A 19,385-nucleotide genomic window follows, 5' to 3' on the forward strand; every position below is an offset into this window, starting at 1 on the left:
GTCGCTCTGACGGTACCTTTCGACCGTCATCCGACGCGTGTCGGCCGGCTCACGAACCGCCCGTCAGACGGCGGCGGGGACGGCGGCCGGGGGGACGTGGGCGCCCGACGCGATCACCTCGGCGATCTGCACCGCGTTGAGGGCGGCGCCCTTGCGGAGGTTGTCGTTCGAGATGAAGAGCGCGAGGCCGCGGTTGCCGGGGACGCCCGGGTCCTGACGGATGCGACCGACCAGGCTGGGGTCGATGCCGGCCGCCTTCAGCGGGGTCGGGACGTCGGCGAGCTCGACGCCGGGCGCATCCTCCAGCAGCTCGCGGGCCCGGGCGGGGGTCAGCTCAGCGCCGAACTCGGCGTTGATCGAGAGCGAGTGCCCCGTGAACACGGGCACACGCACGCACGTGCCGCTGACCAGCAGATCGGGCAGCTCGAGGATCTTGCGGCTCTCGTTGCGGAGCTTCTTCTCCTCGTCGGTCTCCTCGAGACCGTCGTCGACGATCGAGCCGGCGAGCGGGATCACGTCGAAGGCGATCGTCTCGGGGAACTTGGCGTGCGCCGGGAACCGCACCGCGGATCCGTCGTGGACCAGGTCGAGGAGGTGCTCGTCGGCGGCCGCCGCCTTCGCCTGCTCGGCGAGCTCGGCGGCGCCGGCGAGACCCGCCCCGCTCACGGCCTGGTAGGTGGACACGATGAGGCGCTCGAGGCCGGCCTCGGCGTGCAGGACCTTCAGCACGGGCATCGCGGCCATCGTCGTGCAGTTGGGGTTCGCGATGATGCCCTTGTGCGCATCGGCGATGGCGTGCGGGTTGACCTCCGAGACCACGAGCGGCACCTCGGGGTCCATACGCCAGGCGCTCGAGTTGTCGATCACGGTGACGCCCGCCGCGGCGAAGCGCGGCGCCTGGGCGCGGCTGCCGGTGGCGCCGGCCGAGAAGAGCGCGATGTCGAGGCCCGTCGGATCGGCGGTCTCGACGTCCTCGACGACCACGTCCTCACCCTTGAAGGGGAGCGTGGTGCCGGCCGAACGGGCGGTGGCGAAGAAGCGGATGCTGCCGATCGGGAAGTCGCGCTCCTCGAGGAGACGGCGCATCACGGCGCCCACCTGTCCGGTCGCACCCACGACACCCACGTTGTACGTCTTCACTGCCACTGCCCACTGCCTCCCGATCGAGCGAAGCCCCATCGTACCGCGAGCGCCCGGGGCCTCTCCCCCGCCTCGGGCGCGGGCGGACGGACCGCGGCGACGCCCTAGCGGCCCGTGCCGGCGTGGACGACGGCCTCCGCGTCGCCGTCGAGACCGAAGGCGGTGTGGATGGCGCGGACGGCGTCGTTGATGGTGTCGGCGCGGGTGACGACCGAGATGCGGATCTCGCTGGTGGAGATCATCTCGATGTTGATGCCCGACTCGTACAGCGCCGTGAAGAGCAGCGCCGAGACGCCGGCGTTGGTGCGCATCCCCGCACCGACCAGGGCGAGCTTGCCGATCTGGTCGTCGTAGGCGAGCGATTTGAACGCGACCGCCTCCTGCTCGGCGCGCAGCGCGGTGAGCGCGGCCTGACCGTCGGCCTTCGGCAGCGTGAACGAGATGTCGGTGAGACCGGTCGACGACGACACGTTCTGCACGATCATGTCGATGTTGGCCCCCGACTTCGCCACGATGGTGAAGATCTGCGCGGCCTTGCCCGGCACATCCGGCACCCCGACGACGGTGATCTTCGCCTCGCTGAGGTCGGTCGCGACCCCGGCGATCATCGGCTCTTCCATGGCGGACTCGCTCTCGGTTCCCTGCGCGGAGGCGCTGCGGATGGACTTCAGGTGCGCCGCGGCGAACGCGGCGGCGGCGGGGTTCTCGGGGTCGTAGACGATCGTGCCGAGGTTGTTGTTGAACGACGAGCGGACGTGGAGGGTCACGCCATGACGGCGGGCGTACTCCACCGCGCGGATGTACAGCACCTTGGCGCCGTTCGCCGCCAGCTCGAGCATCTCCTCGCTCGTGATGACGTCCAGCTTGCGCGCCTTCGGCACCACCCGCGGATCCATCGTGAAGATGCCGTCGACGTCGGTGTAGATCTCGCAGACGTCGGCGTCGAGCGCGGCGGCCAGCGCCACCGCGGTGGTGTCGGACCCGCCGCGGCCGAGGGTGGTGATGTCCTTCGTATCGCGGTTGAATCCCTGGAAGCCCGCGACGATCACGATGGCGCCCTCGTCGAGCGCCTCGCGGAGCCGCACCGGGGTGACGTCGACGATGCGCGCCGCGCCGTGCTGCGCATCCGTGATCATGCCGGCCTGGCTGCCCGTGAAGGAGCGCGCGGTGTGGCCCATCGACTCGATCGCCATCGCCAGGAGCGCCATCGAGATGCGCTCGCCCGCCGACATGAGCATGTCGAGCTCACGGGGGGCCGGGATCGGCGCGACCTCGTGCGCGAGGTCGAGAAGCTCGTCAGTGGTGTCGCCCATCGCGGAGACGGCGACGACCACCTCGTTGCCGGCCTTGCGCGTCTCGACGATGCGCTTCGCCACGCGCTTGATGCTCTCAGCGTCGGCGACGGACGATCCGCCGAATTTCTGCACGATCAAGCTCACGGGCCACTCCTGGGGTTTCGGGGATCGAGTCTATCCGACGGCGGATGCCCCGGTCGTGCGGCCGTCTTCGGTGGTGCGGGCGCGCTCGCTGGGGTGCGCCAACTCCGGAGTTCCGGCTCGACACGCCGCCAGGAGTCCGGAGTCAGCTCCGATCGTGTCGGATCTCCGGAGTTGGCTCGGCTCGAGAGACTCACCACCCGCAGCGCGCGGGGCAGGACCGGGCGGGCTACTTCGCCCGGTCGTAGGAGTCGACGGTGGCGACCGTGACGGGGAAGTCGATGTCGGCGCCGGGGAAGAGGATGCGGCCCGCGGCCGCGGCGGCCTCCCGCACCTCGGCGGCGACCGCGTCGGCCGCGGAGAGTGGTGTGTGGATCATCACCTCGTCGTGCAGGAAGAACGCCAGGTGCGGGCGCCGCTCCAGACGCGCATCCGGATCCGCGACCTGGCTCGTTTCGGCGGCGGCCGCGTCCGTCGGGTCGGCCGGCAGCGCCCAGAGGCGGCGGCGCAGCTCGGCGAGCCAGCACAGCGCCCACTCGGCGGCCGTGCCCTGCACCACGAAGTTGCGCGTGAAGCGGCCCCAGCTGCGGGCCTCGGCGCGGGCGCGGACCTGCAGCGGCTCGACGGCGCCGTCGGCGCGGGACGCGTCCTGGAGGTCGAGCCAGTCGTCGCCCGGACGCGGGGACGTGCGGCCGAGTCGCGTCGAGACGCGGTCGCCGCGCTCCCCCGCCCGCGCCGCCGTCTCGACGTACGACACCGCGGCGGGGAAGGCGCGGGCGAGGCGGGGCAGCATCCGGCCACCGTCGCCCTGCGTCGCGCCGTACATCGCCCCCAGCATGCCGACCTTCGCGTGCGCGCGGGTGTCGATCGCGCCGGAGGCGACGATGCCGTCGTAGAGGTCGCGCCCGCGGCCCGCGGCGGCCATCGCCGCATCGCCCGAGAGCGCGGCGAGGATGCGAGGCTCGAGCTGCGACGCATCCGCCACCACGAAGCACCAGCCGTCGTCGGCCACCACGGCGCTTCGTACCTGGTGCGGCAGCTGCAGAGCGCCACCGCCCTCCGAGGCCCACCGTCCGGTGACGACGCCGCCCGGCAGGTACACCGGACGGAAGCGGCCATCGGCGACCCACGCATCCAGCCACGCCCATCCGTTCGCTGTCATCAGCCGCGACAGCTTCTTGTACTGGAGAAGGGGTTCGATGACGGGATGCTCGATCCGCTCGAGCTCCCACTGCCGCGTCGTGCGCACGCGCAGGCCGGCGCGCTGCAGCGACTTGACGAGCTCGGCGGGCGAGTCGGGGTTCGCGGCGGGGTCGCCGAGGGCGGTGCGGATGCGGACGAGCAGCTCCTCCAGACGCTCCGGTCGGTCGCCGAGGCGGGTTGGGCGGGGGCCGAGCGCGGCGGTGAGGAGCGCGTCGTGCCGGTCGGCGCGCCACGGGATGCCGACGTGCCGCATCTCGGCTGCGGCGAGCGCGCCTGCCGACTCGGCGGCGAGGAGGAGCCGGAGGCGCGCAGCGTCGTGCGGTGCCGCCCCCGCGACGGCGGCGACCGCGGCGAGCTGCGCGCGGTGCTCGGTGAGGGGGTCGAGCGCGGGTGCGGTGCGCTCCGCGGTGCGGGTAGTGGGGTTCGTGAGGGAGGGGTTGGTGAGGTGGGTGCGGGCGGAGTTGTTTGGCCGGCCGGGCTCGACTGGGATAACTCCGGAGATCTCGGGCGACACGCCGCTGCCAGTCCGGAGTTGGCTCCAATCCGGCGCGGAATCCGGAGTTGGCTCGGCGCCAGGGCCGGCGGAGAGGGCGGGTTCGGCGGCGGGCGGGGCGGCGGCGAAGTCGAGGTCGAAGAGGGCGTCGGCCTGCGGGGCGCGCGGCGACTGCGTCGCCGCGTCGAGCGCGACGGGACGCGGGGCATCCCACTCGGACGGAGGCGCCAGCGCGAACGGGGTGGCCGACGTGATCGCGGACGCGCGGAGGATCGCGCGGCTCAGGCGGAGGTCGACGCAGCGGTCGACGCGCACGCCGCGCTCGAGGAGAAGGGGGTACCGGATGGCGGTGTCGTCCCATACCCAGCGCAGGCGGGGGCCGGGCGCGGCCTCGAGCACCCGCACGCGGTCGGCGAAGCCGTCGAGCCCGTGCTGCTCGGGCACGCCGACCGGCTCACCCGCCGTGTCGACGGGCTGCAGTCGGACACTGCGCGCATCCGCACCGACCGTGACCACGACGGCCACGGCGGCGTTCACCCGCTCGCCGTTCAGCGCTCGACGAGGCGGCGGCCCTCGAACGCGCGGCCCAGGGTGACCTCGTCGGCGTACTCGAGGTCGCCGCCCACGGGCAGGCCGGACGCGAGTCGCGTGACGCGGATCTCGAGCGTGGTGAGCATGCGCGACAGGTACGTGGCCGTCGCCTCGCCCTCGAGGTTGGGGTCGGTGGCGATGATGACCTCGATGACCTCACCGTCGGCGAGGCGCTGCATGAGCTCGCGGATGCGCAGATCGTCGGGACCGACGCCGTCGATCGGGCTGATGGCGCCGCCGAGCACGTGGTAGAGCCCGCGGAACTCGCGGGTGCGCTCGATGGCGGCGACGTCCTTCGCCTCCTCCACCACGCAGATGGTGCTGCGCGAGCGGCGCGGATCGCTGCAGATGCCGCACACATCCGCCTCGCTGACGTTGCCGCAGATGCTGCAGAACTTCACCTTGTCGCGCACGTCGGTGAGGATCTCGGCCAGGCGCGAGACGTCGAACGACTCGGTCTGCACGATGTGGAACGCGATGCGCTGCGCCGACTTGGGCCCGATGCCCGGGAGGCGACCCAGCTCGTCGATGAGCTCTTGAACGATGCCCTCGTACATGCGTCAGCCCTCCTTTCCTGGCAGCGGCTGCTCCTCGATGAAGCTCGCCTGGAGTATCTCGCGGACCACCGACTCTCCGTAGCGGTTGCGAGTCGCGGCCGGGCCGCGTGGGGGCGACACGGGGCTGCCGGATGCGCGCACGCCGGCGCCGTGCGCCTGCGCGGCGGCACCGCTCTGCGCGGCCTGGGGCGCCCCGGAGGGTGCGGATGCGGTGGGCTGCGCTGCGCGCTGCGGCGGGGCGGGGGGCTGCTGCGCGGCGGGGGTGGCGCGGGAGGTGTCGCGGTAGCCGAGGTCGGCGGGCAAATCGGGCTCGTCGGACGGCATCGGCTCGTCGGGGTAGGCGTAGCCGTCGTCGTCGGGGCCGGAGGGGATCGCGACGACGTCCCACGTGGTGGTGGACGCCTGCGCCGGGCGACCCTGCGGTGCGCCCTGCGCGGTGGGGCGGCGGTCGCCTGTCGGCGGCTGCTGAGGGGCACGCTGCTGCGTGGGACGCTGCTGCGGGGCGGGACGCTCCTGCTGCGCGGGACGCTCCTGCTGCGCGGGGCGCTCCTGCTGCGCGGGACGCTGAGGCTGCTCGGGACGCTGCTGCTGCGGGGGGCGCTGCTGCTGCGGGGGGCGCTCGTGCTGTGCGGGACGCTCCTGCTGCTGCGGCGCGGGGCGTTGCTGAGCGGGACGCTCCTGCTGGGCGGGATCTTGGTGCTGCGCAGGACGCTCCAGCTCGGGCTCGGGCGCATGCTGCGCGGCAGAGTGCTGCGCGTCGGGCGCCACCGGAGCGGGCGAGCCCGCGTGATCGGCGTCCTGGGCAGGGTCGGCCTCGGGCGTCGACTCATCGCGCTCGGCGGGGCGGGGCGGCGCCTTCAGCGCGGAGGCGGGGCTCAGCAGGCTGCGCAGCGCCGCATCGGACTGCGGCGTGGGCTCGCGGAGCATCGGTGCGGCCGGTGCTTCGTCGGCGAGGGGCTCGTCGTCGGGCTCGGGCTCGGCGGCGGTGCCGCCCGGAGAGACGCCGGGAACGGTCCAACCGCCCGTGCCGAGATCCTCCGTGGATGTCGGACGCGCCGCGTCCGGAGCACCGACCACCGCGGGGGTCGTGTGAGGCGCGGACACTGCAGCAGGTGCCGTTGCCTGCGCCGGGACCGGCGCGGCAGTGTCGGGCGCGGCGGACGAAGATGGAACCGCGGGCGCCGAAGCGGCAGCGGCGGCCCCAGGGACGGGGGCCGAGGCAGAAGACACAGCGTCCGGCGTAGAGACAGCGGCGGCCGGAGCAGGCTCACCCGCTGGGGCCGGCCGAGCCTCGGCGGCCTCGGGGCTCTCCGCCGGGCTGGACGCCTGCAGGTCCGTCACACCGCCGTCGAGGCCGACCTCCGCCGGGCGGAGGGAGCTGTCGACCCGCGCGATGTACTTCACCCGGAGGCCGAGCACGTCGACGATGGCCTGGCGCAGGTACTCGCTCACGCCCTCGCCTGCGGTGCGCTGCTTGAAGCTCGCGACGTCGGCCTCGCTCGGGAACGCGAGCGTGAGAATGTCGCCCTCGAGCGCTCGCACCTGCGCGGTGTAGACGACGAGCCACGCCGAGCGCTTCGCGTTCTGCACGACGTCGAGTATCTGGGGCCACGCATCCCGCAGCTGCTGCAGGGTCACCGGTCCGGCGGTCTTCGGCGCCGCGGGCTCAGCTGCATCCGTCGCACCGGCCGAGGCCGCGCTCGCCGCAGCCAGGCCCGGCTCGGTCACGGTCAGCTCCGCCGCGCCCGGCGCAGCCGCGTGGGTCGCATCCTGGCGCTGTGCCTCACGCTCGGGCTGCGCAGCATCCGACGCACCGGATGCAGGCGCCTCCGACACCGCGGACTCAACACCCGCGCCCGCGCCGGACCCCGGCACCGTCACACTCCACGAGGCCGCTGCCTCCGCCGCCATGTCGCGCGCGGCGACCGGCGGCGCGGTCTCGTCGACCGACGCTTCCGTGCGCGGAGCCTCGACCCGCCCCACGGGCACCTCGGCGATCACCTCACGCGCCGACACGGGCTCCCGCGTCTCGGTCACCGGAGCCGTGACACGAGCAGGGGCGGCATGCGACGCAGCGCCCGCATCCGCCCCGATCGCACCCGCACGCTCGACGGGGGCGCGCAGCCCCTCGGACGCGCTTCCCCCCTCGACGCCCACGCGCCGCTCCAGCCGCTCGACGCGCGCGAGCGCGCCGCGGGCGGTCTCGTCGGCCGCGGGCACCAGCGCCCGCGCGACCATCAGCTCGAGGTGCAGCCGGGGCGAGGTGGCGCCGGTCATCTCGGTGAGGGCCTCGTTCACGATGTCGGCCACCCGCGACAGCTCGGCATGACCGAACTGTGCGGCCTGGCGGCGCATCCCCTCGATCTCATCGGCCGGCACACCGCGCAGCACGTGCGAGGCGTGCTCGCGGGTCGCGGCGACCACGATCACGTCGCGAAGGCGCTCGAGCAGGTCCTCGACGAAGCGACGCGGATCCTGGCCCGTCTGGATGACCCGGTCGACCGCCTCGAAGGCAGCCCGCCCGTCGGCGGCGGCGAGCGCGTCGACGACCTCGTCGAGCAGCGCACCGTGCGTGTAGCCGAGCAGCGCGACCGCGCGCTCGTACTCGACGCGGTCGCCCTCGGACCCCGCGATGAGCTGGTCGAGCAGCGACAGCGTGTCGCGCGCCGAGCCGCCGCCCGCTCGCACGACGAGGGGCAGCACACCCGGCGCGACGGAGACACCCTCCGAGTCGCACAGCTGCTGCACGTACTCGAGCAGCTGCGCGGGCGGGATGAGACGGAAGGGATAGTGGTGCGTGCGCGACCGGATGGTGCCGATCACCTTGTCGGGCTCGGTTGTCGCGAAGATGAACTTCACGTGCTCCGGCGGCTCCTCCACGATCTTGAGCAGCGCGTTGAAGCCGCCCGACGTGACCATGTGCGCCTCGTCGATGATGAAGATCTTGAAGCGGTCTCTGGCCGGGGCGAAGATCGCCCGCTCGCGGAGGTCGCGGGCGTCGTCGACGCCACCGTGCGAGGCGGCGTCGATCTCGACGACGTCGAGCGAGCCGGAGCCGTCGCGGCTGAGCTCGACGCAGCTCGGGCAGACCCCGCAGGGGGTGGGGGTGGGCCCCTCTGCGCAGTTGAGGCAGCGGGCGAGGATGCGCGCGGACGTCGTCTTGCCGCAACCACGCGGGCCGCTGAACAGGTACGCGTGGTTGACGCGATCGGTGCGCAACGCCGTCATGAGCGGATCGGTCACCTGCGACTGGCCGATCATCTCGGCAAAGTTCTCGGGCCGGTACCGGCGATAGAGGGCTGTGACCACCACCCGATCGTACCCGTGACCGCGGACATCGTGGCGGGCTGTGGAGAGCCGCCCGCGCGAGGTCGTCGGTGCGAGGATGGGCGGATGCGCATCCGTCCCTTCGACCCCCGCGACACCGAGCCCGTGGTGGCTCTCTGGGAGGCCTGCGGCCTCGTCCGACCCTGGAACGACCCGCGCAGGGACATCGCCCGCAAGCTCACCGTGCAGCCCGAGATGTTTCTCGTGGGCGTCGATGACGCGGATGCGGTACTCGCCTCGGCGATGGTCGGCTACGACGGTCATCGGGGCTGGGTGAACTACCTCGCGGTGGCCCCCTCCGCTCAGGGCGAGGGGCTCGGGCGCGCGCTCATGGCCGAGGCCGAGCGGATGCTCATGGAGCGCGGCTGCCCGAAGCTCAACCTGCAGATCCGCGCCGGCAACGAACGCGTGATGGCGTTCTACCGCGCGCTCGGCTACGCCGAGGACGGCGCCGTCTCGTTCGGCAAGCGCCTCATCGCGGACGCGTAGCCGCCCGTCCCGGCCAGGCCGGCTCGGTTTTCGCTGCCTCTTTGGCGTCTCGCGGGGTCATCGAGCACGCGAGACGCCGAAGAGGCAGCGAAACCGGGTGAGCTCGCGCGGAGGCGTGCTAGGCCGAGACGGCGGCGAGGGACTGGCGCGCGATCTCGAGCTCCTCGTCGGTGGGCACCACCAAGACGGCGACGGGCGCGCCCTCGGGCGAGATCGTGCGCGCCTCGCGCGACCGTTCCTCGTTGCGCGCCGGGTCGACCTCGATGCCGAAGCCCGCCAGCCCGGCGAGCGCCGCGGCCCGCACGGGGGCGCTGTTCTCGCCCACCCCGGCCGTGAACACGATCGCGTCGGCCGAGCCGAGCTGCGCGAGGTACTCCCCCACGTAGCCGCGGATGCGGTGGGTGTACACGTCGAAGGCGAGCTGCGCATCCGCATCGCCGGACTCGGTGCCCACGACGACGTCGCGCATGTCGGAGCGGCCCGCGAGCCCGAGCAGGCCCGAGCGCTTGTTGAGCAGCGTGTCGAGCTCGGTGAAGGAGGCATCGGTCTTGCGGTGCAGGTGGAAGAGCACGGCCGGATCGATGTCGCCCGAGCGGGTTCCCATGACGAGACCCTCGAGCGGCGTCATGCCCATCGAGGTCTCGACCGAGCGGCCGCCGTCGATCGCGCACGCCGACGCCCCGTTGCCGAGGTGGAGCACGATGAGCTTGAGATCGTCGATCGGCCGGCCGAGGTACTCGGCGGTCGCGCCCGACACGTACTTGTACGAGGTGCCGTGGAAGCCGTACCGACGCACGCGATTGGCGTCGGCGAGCGACTTGTCGATGGCGTAGGTGTAGGCCTCGGGCGGCAGCGTCTGGTGGAAGGCGGTGTCGAACACGGCGACCTGCGGGACATCGGGGAAGGTCTTCCGCGCGGCGCGGATGCCCGACAGGTTCGCGGGGTTGTGGAGCGGCGCGAGGTCGCTGAGGTCTTCGATGTTGATCTCGACGAGGTGGTCGACGACCGTGGCCTCGAAGAAGCGCTTGCCGCCGTGCACGACGCGGTGCCCGACCGCGGCGAGCGGATGCTCGTCGAACGACGGGCCGTGCGCCTCGAACGCGTCGATCATCACCCGGAACCCGGCGTCGTGATCGGGGACGGGGACGTCCTTCTCCCACTCGCCGTTCGGCGTCGTGTGACGCGAGTGACCCGAGGACTCGCCGATCCGCTCGATGAGACCCGACGCGAGCACGCTCTCGTCGCTCATCTCGACGAGCTGGTACTTGATGCTCGACGAGCCGCTGTTGACGACGAGCACCGCGCTCATGCCGGGGCCTCGGTCGCGGCCTGGATCGCCGTGATCGCGATGGTGTTGACGATGTCGGCCACGAGAGCCCCTCTCGACAGGTCGTTGATGGGCTTGTTGAGGCCCTGGAGCACCGGTCCGATGGCGACCGCCCCGGCGCTGCGCTGCACCGCCTTGTAGGTGTTGTTGCCCGTGTTGAGGTCGGGGAAGATGAACACCGTCGCCCGGCCTGCCACCTGCGACCCGGGCAGCTTCGCGGCGCCGACCACGGCATCGGCGGCCGCGTCGTACTGCATCGGGCCCTCGACCAGCAGATCGGGGCGGCGGGCCTGCACGAGTGCAGTCGCGGCACGGACCTTCTCGACATCGGCCCCCGATCCCGACTCGCCCGTGGAGTACGAGAGCATCGCCACGCGCGGCGCGATCCCGAACTGGAGCGCCGTCTCGGACGAGGAGATCGCGATGTCGGCGAGCTGCTCACTCGTGGGATCGGGGATCACCGCGCAGTCGCCGTAGACGAGCACCCGGTCGGCGAGCGCCATCAGGAACACGCTCGATACGACTGACACGTCGGGCTTGGTCTTGATGATCTCGAACGCCGGCCGGATGGTGTGCGCGGTGGTGTGCGCCGCGCCGGAGACCATGCCGTCGGCCAGGCCCAGGTGCACCATGAGCGTGCCGAAGTAGGAGACGTCGGTGACCGTGTCGTAGGCGAGGTCGAACGAGATGCCCTTGTGCGAGCGGAGTCGCTGATACTCCTCGGCGAAGCGCTGGCGCAGCTCGGGATCGTACGGGCTCACCACGGCGGCGGCGTCGAGGTCGAGGCCGAGCTCGGCCGCGCGGCCGCGCACCGTGTCCTCCTCGCCGAGGATGGTGAGTCGTGCCACTCCGCGACGCAGCACCGTGTTCGCCGCGCGGAGGATTCGGTCGTCCTCCCCCTCGGGGAGCACGATGTGCTTGCCCGCGAGACGCGCGCGGTCGAGCAGCCCGTACTCGAACATGAGCGGGGTGACGACGTCGGACGCGCCGACATCGAGCAGGTCGACCAGCTGCCTGGCGTCGACGTACTGCTCGAAGAGCGCGAGCGCGTTGTCGTACTTCACCTGTGAGTCGGCGGCGAAGCGGCCCCGGGTCGAGGTGATGCGCACCGCGGTCTCGTAGGTGTCGAGCGGGGTGGTGATGATGGGCAGCCGCGGGTCGAGACCCACGATGAGCCGCATCACCGGATCGGACAGCTCGAAGCCGCCGTTCAGCACGAGGCCCGCCAGCGACGGGAACGTGCCGGACGCGTTGGCGGTGAGCACGGCGAGGATGAGCTCGGCCCGGTCGCCGGGGACGATCACCACGGCGCCCTCCGTCAGACGCGGGAGGACGTTGTTCATCGACATCGCCGCCACGACCACACCCAGCGCCTCGCGGGCGAGAAGCCGTTCATCGCCGAGGAGCAGCGTGCCGTTGATGGCCTCGAGGATGCCCGTCATGCTCGGAGCGACGAGGACGCGGTCTTCGGGGATCGCCCAGACCGGGATGCGTCGCGGTTGCGAGGTGGTGCTCACCTCGGCGAGGCCGTCTCGGGCATCGCGCGCGGCGGCGCCGATCGCGTCGCGGATCTTCTCGAGGTTGTAGGGGTCGGACCGGTTCGCGACGACGCCGACCAGCGTGGCGTGCGCCTTGCGCAGCTCGACCATGGCGAGCTCGGCGATCTGCCGCATGTCGTCGGCGGTGCGGGCCTCGGCCTGGCCGAGCATCTCGTCGGACCCCTGCCCCTTGCGGCCGCCCAGCACGAGCAGCACGGGTGCGCCGAGATTTGCGGCGATGCGGGCGTTGAAGCTCAGCTCGGTGGGGCTGCCCACGTCGGTGTAGTCGGAGCCGAGGATGACCACGGCGTCGCACTCGCGCTCGACGTCTTTGTAGCGCTGCACGATGCGGCTGAGCGCCGCCTCGGGGTCGGCGTGCACGTCGTCGTAGGTGACGCCGATGGCACGCTCGTACTCGAGGTCGACCCCGTCGTGCTCGAGCAGCATCTCGAGCACGTAGTCGCGCGCCGACACCGACCGCGCGACCGGACGGAACACCCCCACCCGCTGGATGCTCCGCCGCAGCGTGTCGAGCACGCCCAGCGCGACGGTCGACTTGCCGGTGTGCCCCTCCGCGGAGGTGATGTAGATGCTCTTGAAGGAGCTGACCGGCGACGCCGGCGAGGGGGCGGCGGGAGTGGTGTCTGGCACGGGCCTTCCTTACGTGTTCGTCCGTCCCCAAGCCTAGTGACGGCGCCCGACCCGGCCCGAGGTCGTGCATGAACTGTGGAGAAACACGGCACCTGCCCCGGCCTGTGCAGGATCCGCGGAGGAGGGGCGGTCCACCCGCCCCGAAGCGTCAGCCGCAGATCTCCTTGGGAGGGGTCTCCTGATAGGTCACGGAGATCCCCCCGATGGTGTCGGTCGGCTGGATCTCCTCGACCGAATCGCGCCCGAACACGGAGAAGTTGATCCAGGTGGAGCCGTCGGTGAGGAAGTAGTGCGGGCTCAGCGCGCCCATGTGAGCCCGGATGCCCGGATACGCCGCGAGCAGCGCACCGATCCTGTCTCCAGACCGGATGCCCGCCGTCGTATGCGGTCCGGGCGTGCCAGGCTGATCCTGGCTCGTCGTCGCGTAGACGAGGACCACATCCCCTGAGTCGTCGCCGCTCCGCGACGCGGCGAACCAGACCCCCGGGCTCGAGTACGACGCCACGGCGCTGTTGCCGCAGTCGTCGAACGGGATCCCGTCGAAGGCGGCGGCCTGCTCCTCGAGCGACTCGCCCAGCGTGAAGGGTCCGATCCCCGAGAAGTCGATGGTCCACGTGCTCGGGTCCGCGGGGTCGTACGCGGGCCAGGACGGCTCCGCACCCGGCGTCGGCGTTCCGGCCCCGGGGCCTGGGCTCTCCGTCGGCGTCGGGGACGGCGTGAGCACAGGGCTCGCCGACGACGTCGTGGGAGCGGGCGCGGGCGCCGGTTCCGCCACGCATCCCGACAAGACCAGGACCGCGGCCAGCGCCGCTCCCCCTGCCGCACGCGCGGCGATACGACCGTTCATGAGTGCCTCCCCCGAGACCGTCGATCGGTCCCCCCGGACCGAAGATGAAGAGGACTCCCCGCGCACCCGCCAGAGCCCGGTTACCCTTGCTGCGTTTCCGCCCTGGGGGAGTTGGCCTGGATGGCGCCACGCGGGGAGCCGGGATCCAGTGTATCAACCCCGACAGCGCATCCGACCCATGGAGCATCGGGCCCGATCGGGCCAGGATGGAGAGCATGAGGATCGCCATCGCCGGAGGACACGGGAAGATCGCGCTGCAGACCACTCGGCTGCTGAGCGCATCCGGACACGAGGTGGTGGGCATCGTGCGCAACGCCGACCACTCGGGCGACATCGAGGAAGCGGGGGGCACCGCGATGGTCTTCGACCTCGAGGCGAACGACTCGGAGGCGCTGGCCCACGAGCTGTCGCAGCGCGAGATCGACGCCGTCGTGTTCGCCGCCGGCGCCGGCCCGGGCAGCAGCGCCGAGCGCAAGCTCACCGTCGACCGCGACGGCGCGATCCTCCTCGCCGACGCCGCATGGCGGGCCGACGTGCGCCGCTACGTGCTCGTGTCGGCGATGTCGGCCGACGACTACGACCCCACCAGCGACGACGTGTTCCAGATCTACCTCCGCGCCAAGAGCGAGGCGGATGCCGCCGTACGCGCCAGCGAGCTCGACTGGACGATCGTCCGCCCCGGCGGCCTCACCGACGACCCCGCGACCGGCCTCGTCACCCTCGCCCCCTCCACCGGGCGCGGAACCATCCCCCGGGCCGACGTGGCGTGGATCATCGCGACGCTCCTCACCACCGACGTCGCCCGGCGCGCGCAGTTCGAGGCCGTCTCCGGCTCCACCCCCATCGCGGAGGCTCTCCGCGACGTGTGAGCGGGTCGCCGAGGCGCCATCGCCGTCGTTTCATCACCGAATACGCGCAAGCTCCCCCGTATGTGCCATCGCTTCGACGTATTCGGTGTTGAAGCGACGAGGTCGGCCGGTCGAGGCGCGCGTGATGGCCCCCGACGACGGCCGGAGGTCAGCGCGGACGCGCGCGGCAGGGTAGGATGCTTGAGGTCGTTCGCTCCGGCGCGCGACTCGCCAGGAGGATTCGCCTAGTGGCCTATGGCGCACGCTTGGAAAGCGTGTTGGGTGAAAGCCCTCGGGGGTTCGAATCCCCCATCCTCCGCCGAAGTCACGCTGACGCCCCCGTGGTCACGGGGGCGTTGTGCGTTACCGAGCACACCCAGCGCTGCAGGGACACACGAGAAGGGGCCCTGCGGCGAACCGCAGAGCCCCTTCGTCGTCGGACGACGGGCGTCAGCGCGCGAGGCGGCGACGCCGGCGCAGGAGCGCGCCGGCCGCGAGCGCACCGGCCGCGAGCGCCAGCAGCGCCCACGGCGCGCCACCGGTCGCCGCGAGCGAGCCGCGCCCGTCGCCCGAAGCGTCGCCCGGAGCACCGGCCCCGGCGCCAGCACCGGCACCCGGCTCGACCGCGTCACCGTACGACAGCCCGAAGCGGTACGCGAACAGCGGATCCGCACTGTCGTTCGGCACGTCGGCGAGCTGAGCGGCGACCGCCTCCATGGAGGAGGGCAGCTCGAACGGCAGCGTCCCGGCGGGCGAGGCCGCGCCGGTGATCACCGAGAGCAGCGCCTCGTCCGACACCCCGTAGGAGGCGAGGACCGCATCCGACCGCTCGAGCACCGAGCCGAGCACGAGCGGGCGCGACAGCTGCGGCACCGCGATCGTGGGCACACCCGCGGCGTGGGCGGCCGCGAGCGCCGAGAAGTCCTCCTCGGCTCCGGTGAAGTCGAGGTCGGTGAGGTCGTCGCCGCCGCGCGGGTCGGTGAGGCGCACGATCGCGAGGTCGGCGGAGGCGGGGTCGTCGACGGCGGTGAAGCCCGCCGCGTCGAGGGCCGAGGCCTGGATCCCGTACGCGTAGACGCGCTGGGCGGCCGGGGCGACGGGGAGCAGCGAGGAGTCGTTCGACAGCAGGGTGAGCGACCGCTGCTGCGCCTCGAGGCCGACCGCACGGTGCTCGGCCGATCCGACGACCTGGTCCGCCACGGCGGGGTCGACGTAGGGGTTCTCGAACAGGCCGAGCTCGAACTTCTGCGCGAGCACGGAGGCGGCGGCCTCGGTGACCCGGTCGACGGAGAGGTAGCCCAGGTCGACCGCGTCGACGATGTTCTGCGGCTGGTCGCTGCCGCCGATGATGTCGACTCCGGCGTTCACGGCGCTGGCGTACCGCTCGGGGAGGGTGAGGTCCTCGACGCCCCACGGCATCCCCGCGCCCCACGGGCCCACGAAGGAGGCCGGCGGTCGGCGGTCGAGGCACTCCTGCGGACAGTCGTTCGCGATGCCCCAGTCGGAGGTGATGACGCCGTCGAAGCCGTACTGGCCCTTCAGGAGGTCCTGCAGGAGGTACTCGTTGTGTCCGGCGCCCACCTGCTCGATGGTCTGGCCGTCGACCTGGAGGTCCTTGAGGATGGAGTAGGTGGGCATGACGCCCGCGGCGTTCGAGGCGAACGCGCCGAGGTAGGGCGTGATGTGCTCCTGGAAGTCGTTCCCCGGGAACACGGCGTACCGGCCGTAGTAGTAGTGACTGTCGTAGCCGTTCTGCTGGGCGCCGTAGCCCACCCAGTGCTTGACGACGGTGGCGACGCTGTCGGTCGTCAGCCCGTCGGATCCGCCCTGCAGTCCCTGCACGTACGCGGTCACGTGCGGCTCGACGTCGGCGCCGACCGAGCCGGAGGTGCCGTTGATGCGGGTCCAGCGCGGCTCGGTGGCGATGTCGGCCTGGGGTGACAGCGCCTCGCGGATGCCGACGGCGGCGTACTCCTCGCGGATGATGTCGCCCATCTCGAGGGTGAGCGCCGGGTCGTTCACGGCGCCCATCCCGATGGCGTCGGGGAACGGCGTGAAGTCGCCGTTCGAGACCGTCTGGCCCTCGGTGACGGTGAAGCCGGAGCGCGGGTCGGTGCTGATGAGCAGCGGGATCCCGAACGGCTGAGCCTCGGCGAGCTGCTGCAGCTGGTTGTGCTGCTCGGCGAGGGTCACGGCGTCGACGCCGAGACGCGAGATGTAGGTGGTGATGTGGCGGTCGGCGAGCATCGGCGTGAAGGCCGCGAGATCGTACGTGCCCTGCCCGGTGAGTGAGGCGTGCATGAGCAGGCCCGCCTTCTGATCGAGGTCGAGGCGTGCCACGAGGTCGGCGGCGCGCTCGGGGGCGGACAGCCTCCAGTCCTCGTACGGTGTGAGGTCGCCGCTGCCGTCGAGGTCGCGGAACTGGAGTCCGTCGACGGTGATGATGCCGGCCGTCCGCGTGCCCAGCGCGGGCTGTTCGGCGTCGCCGGGGGCCGCGGATGCGGGCACGGCCGCTCCGACGGCCAGGGTTGCGGTGAGCGCGGCGGCGACAGCGCCGCCGGCTGCTCGGAGGGTGACTCTTCGTCGGACCACGGGTGACTCCTTCTCAGCCGGTCCTCAGCGACCGGCTGGTGTCACCCTAATGGGGTACAGGCACCCCACGTCAAGCCCTATCCGTCACCTGTCGACCATAGCTCGAGGGCGACCGGCCCGATCCGCGCCAGCCCCTCTTCGCGGGACAGACCGTCCTGAGGCGGAGCCATAGTCTTGCTCGGTGTCCTTCGCCGCTCGCCTGACCCTGTCCATCGTCATCATCGTGATCTCGCTCGCGATGTCGGCCGTGGTCATCATCTCCGTCCTCGACAACGGCCCGGGATGGCTCCACTTCCTCACCTACATCGCCGGCGGGCTCCTCGCGTTCGGCATCGGCTCGCTCGCGTCCACCCTCCGCAGCCGCCACGCGACGGAGGACATCGATGCCGAGCGGTCCTGATCGCGCTGGTCGGCCCGCACATGCCGCCGCCGACGAGGCCTGAGCCCCGCCGGCGGCGGATCGTGGATCGCGGGCGACGCCGCTAGCGGCGTCGCGCCTTGGTGGTGCGCTCCCCCTCGACGGTCTTCTTCTCCCCACCTTCCACGAGGGACAGCGGGTTGGTCACCGCCTCGAGCGACTTCCGTTCGGAGTTCACGCCGAACACGAACGCGATGATCCCGCCGAGCACCATGATCAGTCCGGCGCCGACGTACCCGATCGTGATCGGGCCCCGGTCGGCACCGTCGCCGATGAGCACACCGAACAGCAGCGGGGCGACGGATCCGCAGATCTGGGCGATCGAGAAGAAGTACGAGATCACCTGCGACCGCATCTCCAGCGGGAACAGCTCGCTCACCGTGAGGTAGGCCGACGAGGCGCCGGCGCTGGCGAAGAAGAAGGCCACGCACCAGAACACCGTCTGCGTCGTCGCGTTCAGCACCTCCGCCTGGAACAGGAAGCCCGACACGGTGAGGATGATGCCCGACAGGCCGTAGGTGAGCAGGATCATCTTCCGGCGACCCCAGGTGTCGAACAGGTGGCCGAGCACCAGCGGGCCGATCAGGTTGCCGATCGCGAACGGAAAGAAGAAGTACTGCACCGCGTCGTTCTCGACGCCGTAGAAGTTCTGCAGCGCCAGCGCGTAGGTGAAGAAGATCGCGTTGTAGAGGAGTGACTGCGTGATCATCATCGTGAGTCCCACCACCGTGCGGTTGGGGTAGTCGCGGATGAGCACGGACGCGATCTTCTTGAACGGCACCCGGTCGAGGGGGACCACCTCGATGGACTGGTCGTCGGGCACCGGGTCGAGCTTCTTTCCGGTGTCCTTCTCGACCTTCGCCTCGATGTCGTCGACGGTCTTCTCAGCCAGATCCTCCTTGCCGTGCGTCATCAGCCAGCGCGGACTCTCGGGGATGTGCCGCCGCATGTAGATCATCACGAGACCGAGGATGGGGCCGATGAAGAACGCGAGACGCCAGCCGATGTTCTCGGCGAAGTTGTCGGGGTTCAGGAAGAACAGGTTGGCCACGGAGCCGAGCGCCGCACCGCCCCAGTAGGTGCCGTTGATCGCGATGTCGACGCGCCCCCGGTAGTGGCTCGGGATGAGCTCGTCGATCGCGGAGTTGATGGCCGCGTACTCACCGCCGATGCCGAGGCCGGCGATGAACCGCATCACGAACAGGAACTCCATGTTCGGGGACAGACCGGCCGCCGCGGAACCGACGAGGTAGATCGCCAGCGTGATGATGAAGAGCTTCTTGCGGCCCCACTTGTCGGCGAGCCGACCGAACACGAGCGCGCCGACCACCTGGCCGATCAGGTAGATCGTGCCCGCGAGGCCCACCTGCGCCGAGTCCATGCCGAGCTCCTTCTGGAACCCGTTCGAGGCGATGATCTGGATCTCGAGCCCGTCGAGGATCCAGGACACCCCGAGCCCGAAGACGACCATCCAATGGAATCTCGTCCACGGCAGCCGGTCCATCCGGGCCGGGACGAGGCTCCTCACCCCTCGCGGACGCTCTGTCGACTGTGACATCTTCAACCTCCCGAAACTCCCGCGAGTACCCGCGGCGTCACCGACGCTACGCCCGGGTCGGGATCACCGCACCGGTGCGAGAACGGGGCGAATGGGCCAGGGTTCGCCCGACACTCGGAAGAGGAATTGCCCCGGCGCCGGGAGGAGGTCTACTGTGGCGCTACCGACACGATGCAGTGCCGGTGGTCCGACCCGGAAGGACAGTCCCATGGCGACGTTCCGCACCCACCACGAGCCCCTCGACGATGCCCGAAAGCACCGTCTCCACGTCTCGATCGCGTCGCTCGCCGTCTGCGCCAGCGTGGGCCTGGTCACCTACGGGATCGTGTTCTTCCACCTCGCCACCGTCACCGAACTGCCCTAGCCAGTC

General features: G+C 71.5%; 14 protein-coding genes, 1 tRNA gene and 1 other RNA gene. 5 read left to right on the forward strand and 11 right to left on the reverse strand.

Translation table 11 applies throughout. From position 1 onward, the window contains the following. Nucleotides 1-63: 63 nt before the first annotated feature. From ACFJGV_RS06485 to ACFJGV_RS06505, 5 genes are all read right to left on the reverse strand, one after another. Nucleotides 64-1,179, reverse strand: a complete 1,116-nt coding sequence (locus tag ACFJGV_RS06485) for an aspartate-semialdehyde dehydrogenase (RefSeq protein ID WP_378147740.1) — start codon at nt 1,177-1,179, stop codon at nt 64-66. A gap of 65 nt (nt 1,180-1,244) precedes the next feature. Continuing rightward, nucleotides 1,245-2,579, reverse strand: a complete 1,335-nt coding sequence (locus ACFJGV_RS06490; RefSeq protein ID WP_378147742.1) for an aspartate kinase — start codon at nt 2,577-2,579, stop codon at nt 1,245-1,247. A 226-nt stretch (nt 2,580-2,805) separates the two neighbouring features. Then, on the reverse strand, nt 2,806-4,809 hold the full coding sequence (locus ACFJGV_RS06495) for a bifunctional 3'-5' exonuclease/DNA polymerase (RefSeq protein ID WP_378147743.1): 2,004 nt from the start codon (nt 4,807-4,809) through the stop codon (nt 2,806-2,808). 11 nt (nt 4,810-4,820) lie between these two features. Next, on the reverse strand, nt 4,821-5,420 hold the full coding sequence (gene recR / locus ACFJGV_RS06500) for a recombination mediator RecR (protein ID WP_378147745.1): 600 nt from the start codon (nt 5,418-5,420) through the stop codon (nt 4,821-4,823). A 3-nt stretch (nt 5,421-5,423) separates the two neighbouring features. Further along, a complete protein-coding gene (locus ACFJGV_RS06505; RefSeq protein ID WP_378148649.1) occupies nt 5,424-8,681 on the reverse strand; it encodes a DNA polymerase III subunit gamma and tau in 3,258 nt (1,085 codons plus the stop codon). A 132-nt stretch (nt 8,682-8,813) separates the two neighbouring features. On the opposite strand from ACFJGV_RS06505, the gene ACFJGV_RS06510 reads away from it, so the two are divergent. Then, nucleotides 8,814-9,236 carry a GNAT family acetyltransferase gene (locus ACFJGV_RS06510; RefSeq protein WP_378147746.1) on the forward strand — a complete coding sequence of 141 codons (423 nt, stop codon included), beginning with the start codon at nt 8,814-8,816 and terminating at the stop codon, nt 9,234-9,236. Nucleotides 9,237-9,354: 118 nt separating this feature from the next. On the opposite strand, the gene ACFJGV_RS06515 is transcribed toward ACFJGV_RS06510, so the two are convergent. The 4 genes from ACFJGV_RS06515 to ffs form a co-directional block, all read right to left on the reverse strand. After that, nucleotides 9,355-10,545, reverse strand: coding sequence for an acetate/propionate family kinase (locus ACFJGV_RS06515; RefSeq protein WP_378147747.1), 1,191 nt, complete (start codon nt 10,543-10,545; stop codon nt 9,355-9,357). Further along, complete coding sequence (gene pta, locus ACFJGV_RS06520; protein WP_378147749.1) at nt 10,542-12,752, reverse strand: phosphate acetyltransferase; 2,211 nt, start codon at nt 12,750-12,752, stop codon at nt 10,542-10,544. The genes ACFJGV_RS06515 and pta overlap by 4 nt, the downstream gene beginning before the upstream one ends. 148 nt (nt 12,753-12,900) lie before the next feature. Continuing rightward, nucleotides 12,901-13,599, reverse strand: coding sequence for a hypothetical protein (locus ACFJGV_RS06525; protein ID WP_378147751.1), 699 nt, complete (start codon nt 13,597-13,599; stop codon nt 12,901-12,903). Nucleotides 13,600-13,645: 46 nt separating this feature from the next. Further along, an RNA gene (gene ffs, locus ACFJGV_RS06530) (signal recognition particle sRNA small type) lies at nt 13,646-13,742 on the reverse strand. Between the two features lie 72 nt (nt 13,743-13,814). Between ffs and ACFJGV_RS06535 the strand changes: the two genes are divergently transcribed. Beyond that, nucleotides 13,815-14,468: an SDR family oxidoreductase gene (locus tag ACFJGV_RS06535; RefSeq protein WP_378147753.1), complete on the forward strand. Its 654-nt coding sequence runs from the start codon at nt 13,815-13,817 to the stop codon at nt 14,466-14,468. 213 nt (nt 14,469-14,681) lie between these two features. Continuing rightward, nucleotides 14,682-14,766 (forward strand) — tRNA-Ser (locus tag ACFJGV_RS06540). Nucleotides 14,767-14,897: 131 nt separating this feature from the next. On the opposite strand, the gene ACFJGV_RS06545 is transcribed toward ACFJGV_RS06540, so the two are convergent. After that, nucleotides 14,898-17,039 (reverse strand): glycoside hydrolase family 3 protein, encoded by a 2,142-nt coding sequence (locus ACFJGV_RS06545; protein WP_378147754.1) that lies wholly within the window; start codon nt 17,037-17,039, stop codon nt 14,898-14,900. A gap of 181 nt (nt 17,040-17,220) precedes the next feature. On the opposite strand from ACFJGV_RS06545, the gene ACFJGV_RS06550 reads away from it, so the two are divergent. Further along, nucleotides 17,221-17,439, forward strand: a complete 219-nt coding sequence (locus ACFJGV_RS06550; RefSeq protein ID WP_378147756.1) for a hypothetical protein — start codon at nt 17,221-17,223, stop codon at nt 17,437-17,439. An 82-nt stretch (nt 17,440-17,521) separates the two neighbouring features. Here ACFJGV_RS06550 and ACFJGV_RS06555 read toward each other — a convergent pair whose 3' ends face one another. Further along, nucleotides 17,522-19,015, reverse strand: a complete 1,494-nt coding sequence (locus tag ACFJGV_RS06555; RefSeq protein ID WP_378147758.1) for an MFS transporter — start codon at nt 19,013-19,015, stop codon at nt 17,522-17,524. Nucleotides 19,016-19,223: 208 nt separating this feature from the next. On the opposite strand from ACFJGV_RS06555, the gene ACFJGV_RS06560 reads away from it, so the two are divergent. Then, entirely contained in the window at nt 19,224-19,379 is a 156-nt protein-coding gene (locus ACFJGV_RS06560) for a hypothetical protein (RefSeq protein ID WP_378147760.1), read from the forward strand. Nucleotides 19,380-19,385 lie beyond the last annotated feature (6 nt).

Source organism: Cnuibacter sp. UC19_7, assembly GCF_042699995.1.
Taxonomy (GTDB): domain Bacteria; phylum Actinomycetota; class Actinomycetes; order Actinomycetales; family Microbacteriaceae; genus Cnuibacter.

Excerpts from the sequence above, each read along its gene's own strand:
- recR (WP_378147745.1), bottom strand. The coding sequence starts at position 5,420 with ATGTACGAGGGCATCGTTCAAGAGCTCATCGACGAGCTGGGTCGCCTC.
- ACFJGV_RS06515 (WP_378147747.1), bottom strand. The coding sequence starts at position 10,545 with ATGAGCGCGGTGCTCGTCGTCAACAGCGGCTCGTCGAGCATCAAGTAC.
- ACFJGV_RS06560 (WP_378147760.1), top strand. The coding sequence starts at position 19,224 with ATGGCGACGTTCCGCACCCACCACGAGCCCCTCGACGATGCCCGAAAG.
- ACFJGV_RS06525 (WP_378147751.1), bottom strand. The coding sequence starts at position 13,599 with ATGAACGGTCGTATCGCCGCGCGTGCGGCAGGGGGAGCGGCGCTGGCC.
- ACFJGV_RS06555 (WP_378147758.1), bottom strand. The coding sequence starts at position 19,015 with ATGTCACAGTCGACAGAGCGTCCGCGAGGGGTGAGGAGCCTCGTCCCG.
- ACFJGV_RS06505 (WP_378148649.1), bottom strand. The coding sequence starts at position 8,681 with ATGATCGGCCAGTCGCAGGTGACCGATCCGCTCATGACGGCGTTGCGC.
- ACFJGV_RS06535 (WP_378147753.1), top strand. The coding sequence starts at position 13,815 with ATGAGGATCGCCATCGCCGGAGGACACGGGAAGATCGCGCTGCAGACC.
- ACFJGV_RS06485 (WP_378147740.1), bottom strand. The coding sequence starts at position 1,179 with ATGGGGCTTCGCTCGATCGGGAGGCAGTGGGCAGTGGCAGTGAAGACG.
- ACFJGV_RS06510 (WP_378147746.1), top strand. The coding sequence starts at position 8,814 with ATGCGCATCCGTCCCTTCGACCCCCGCGACACCGAGCCCGTGGTGGCT.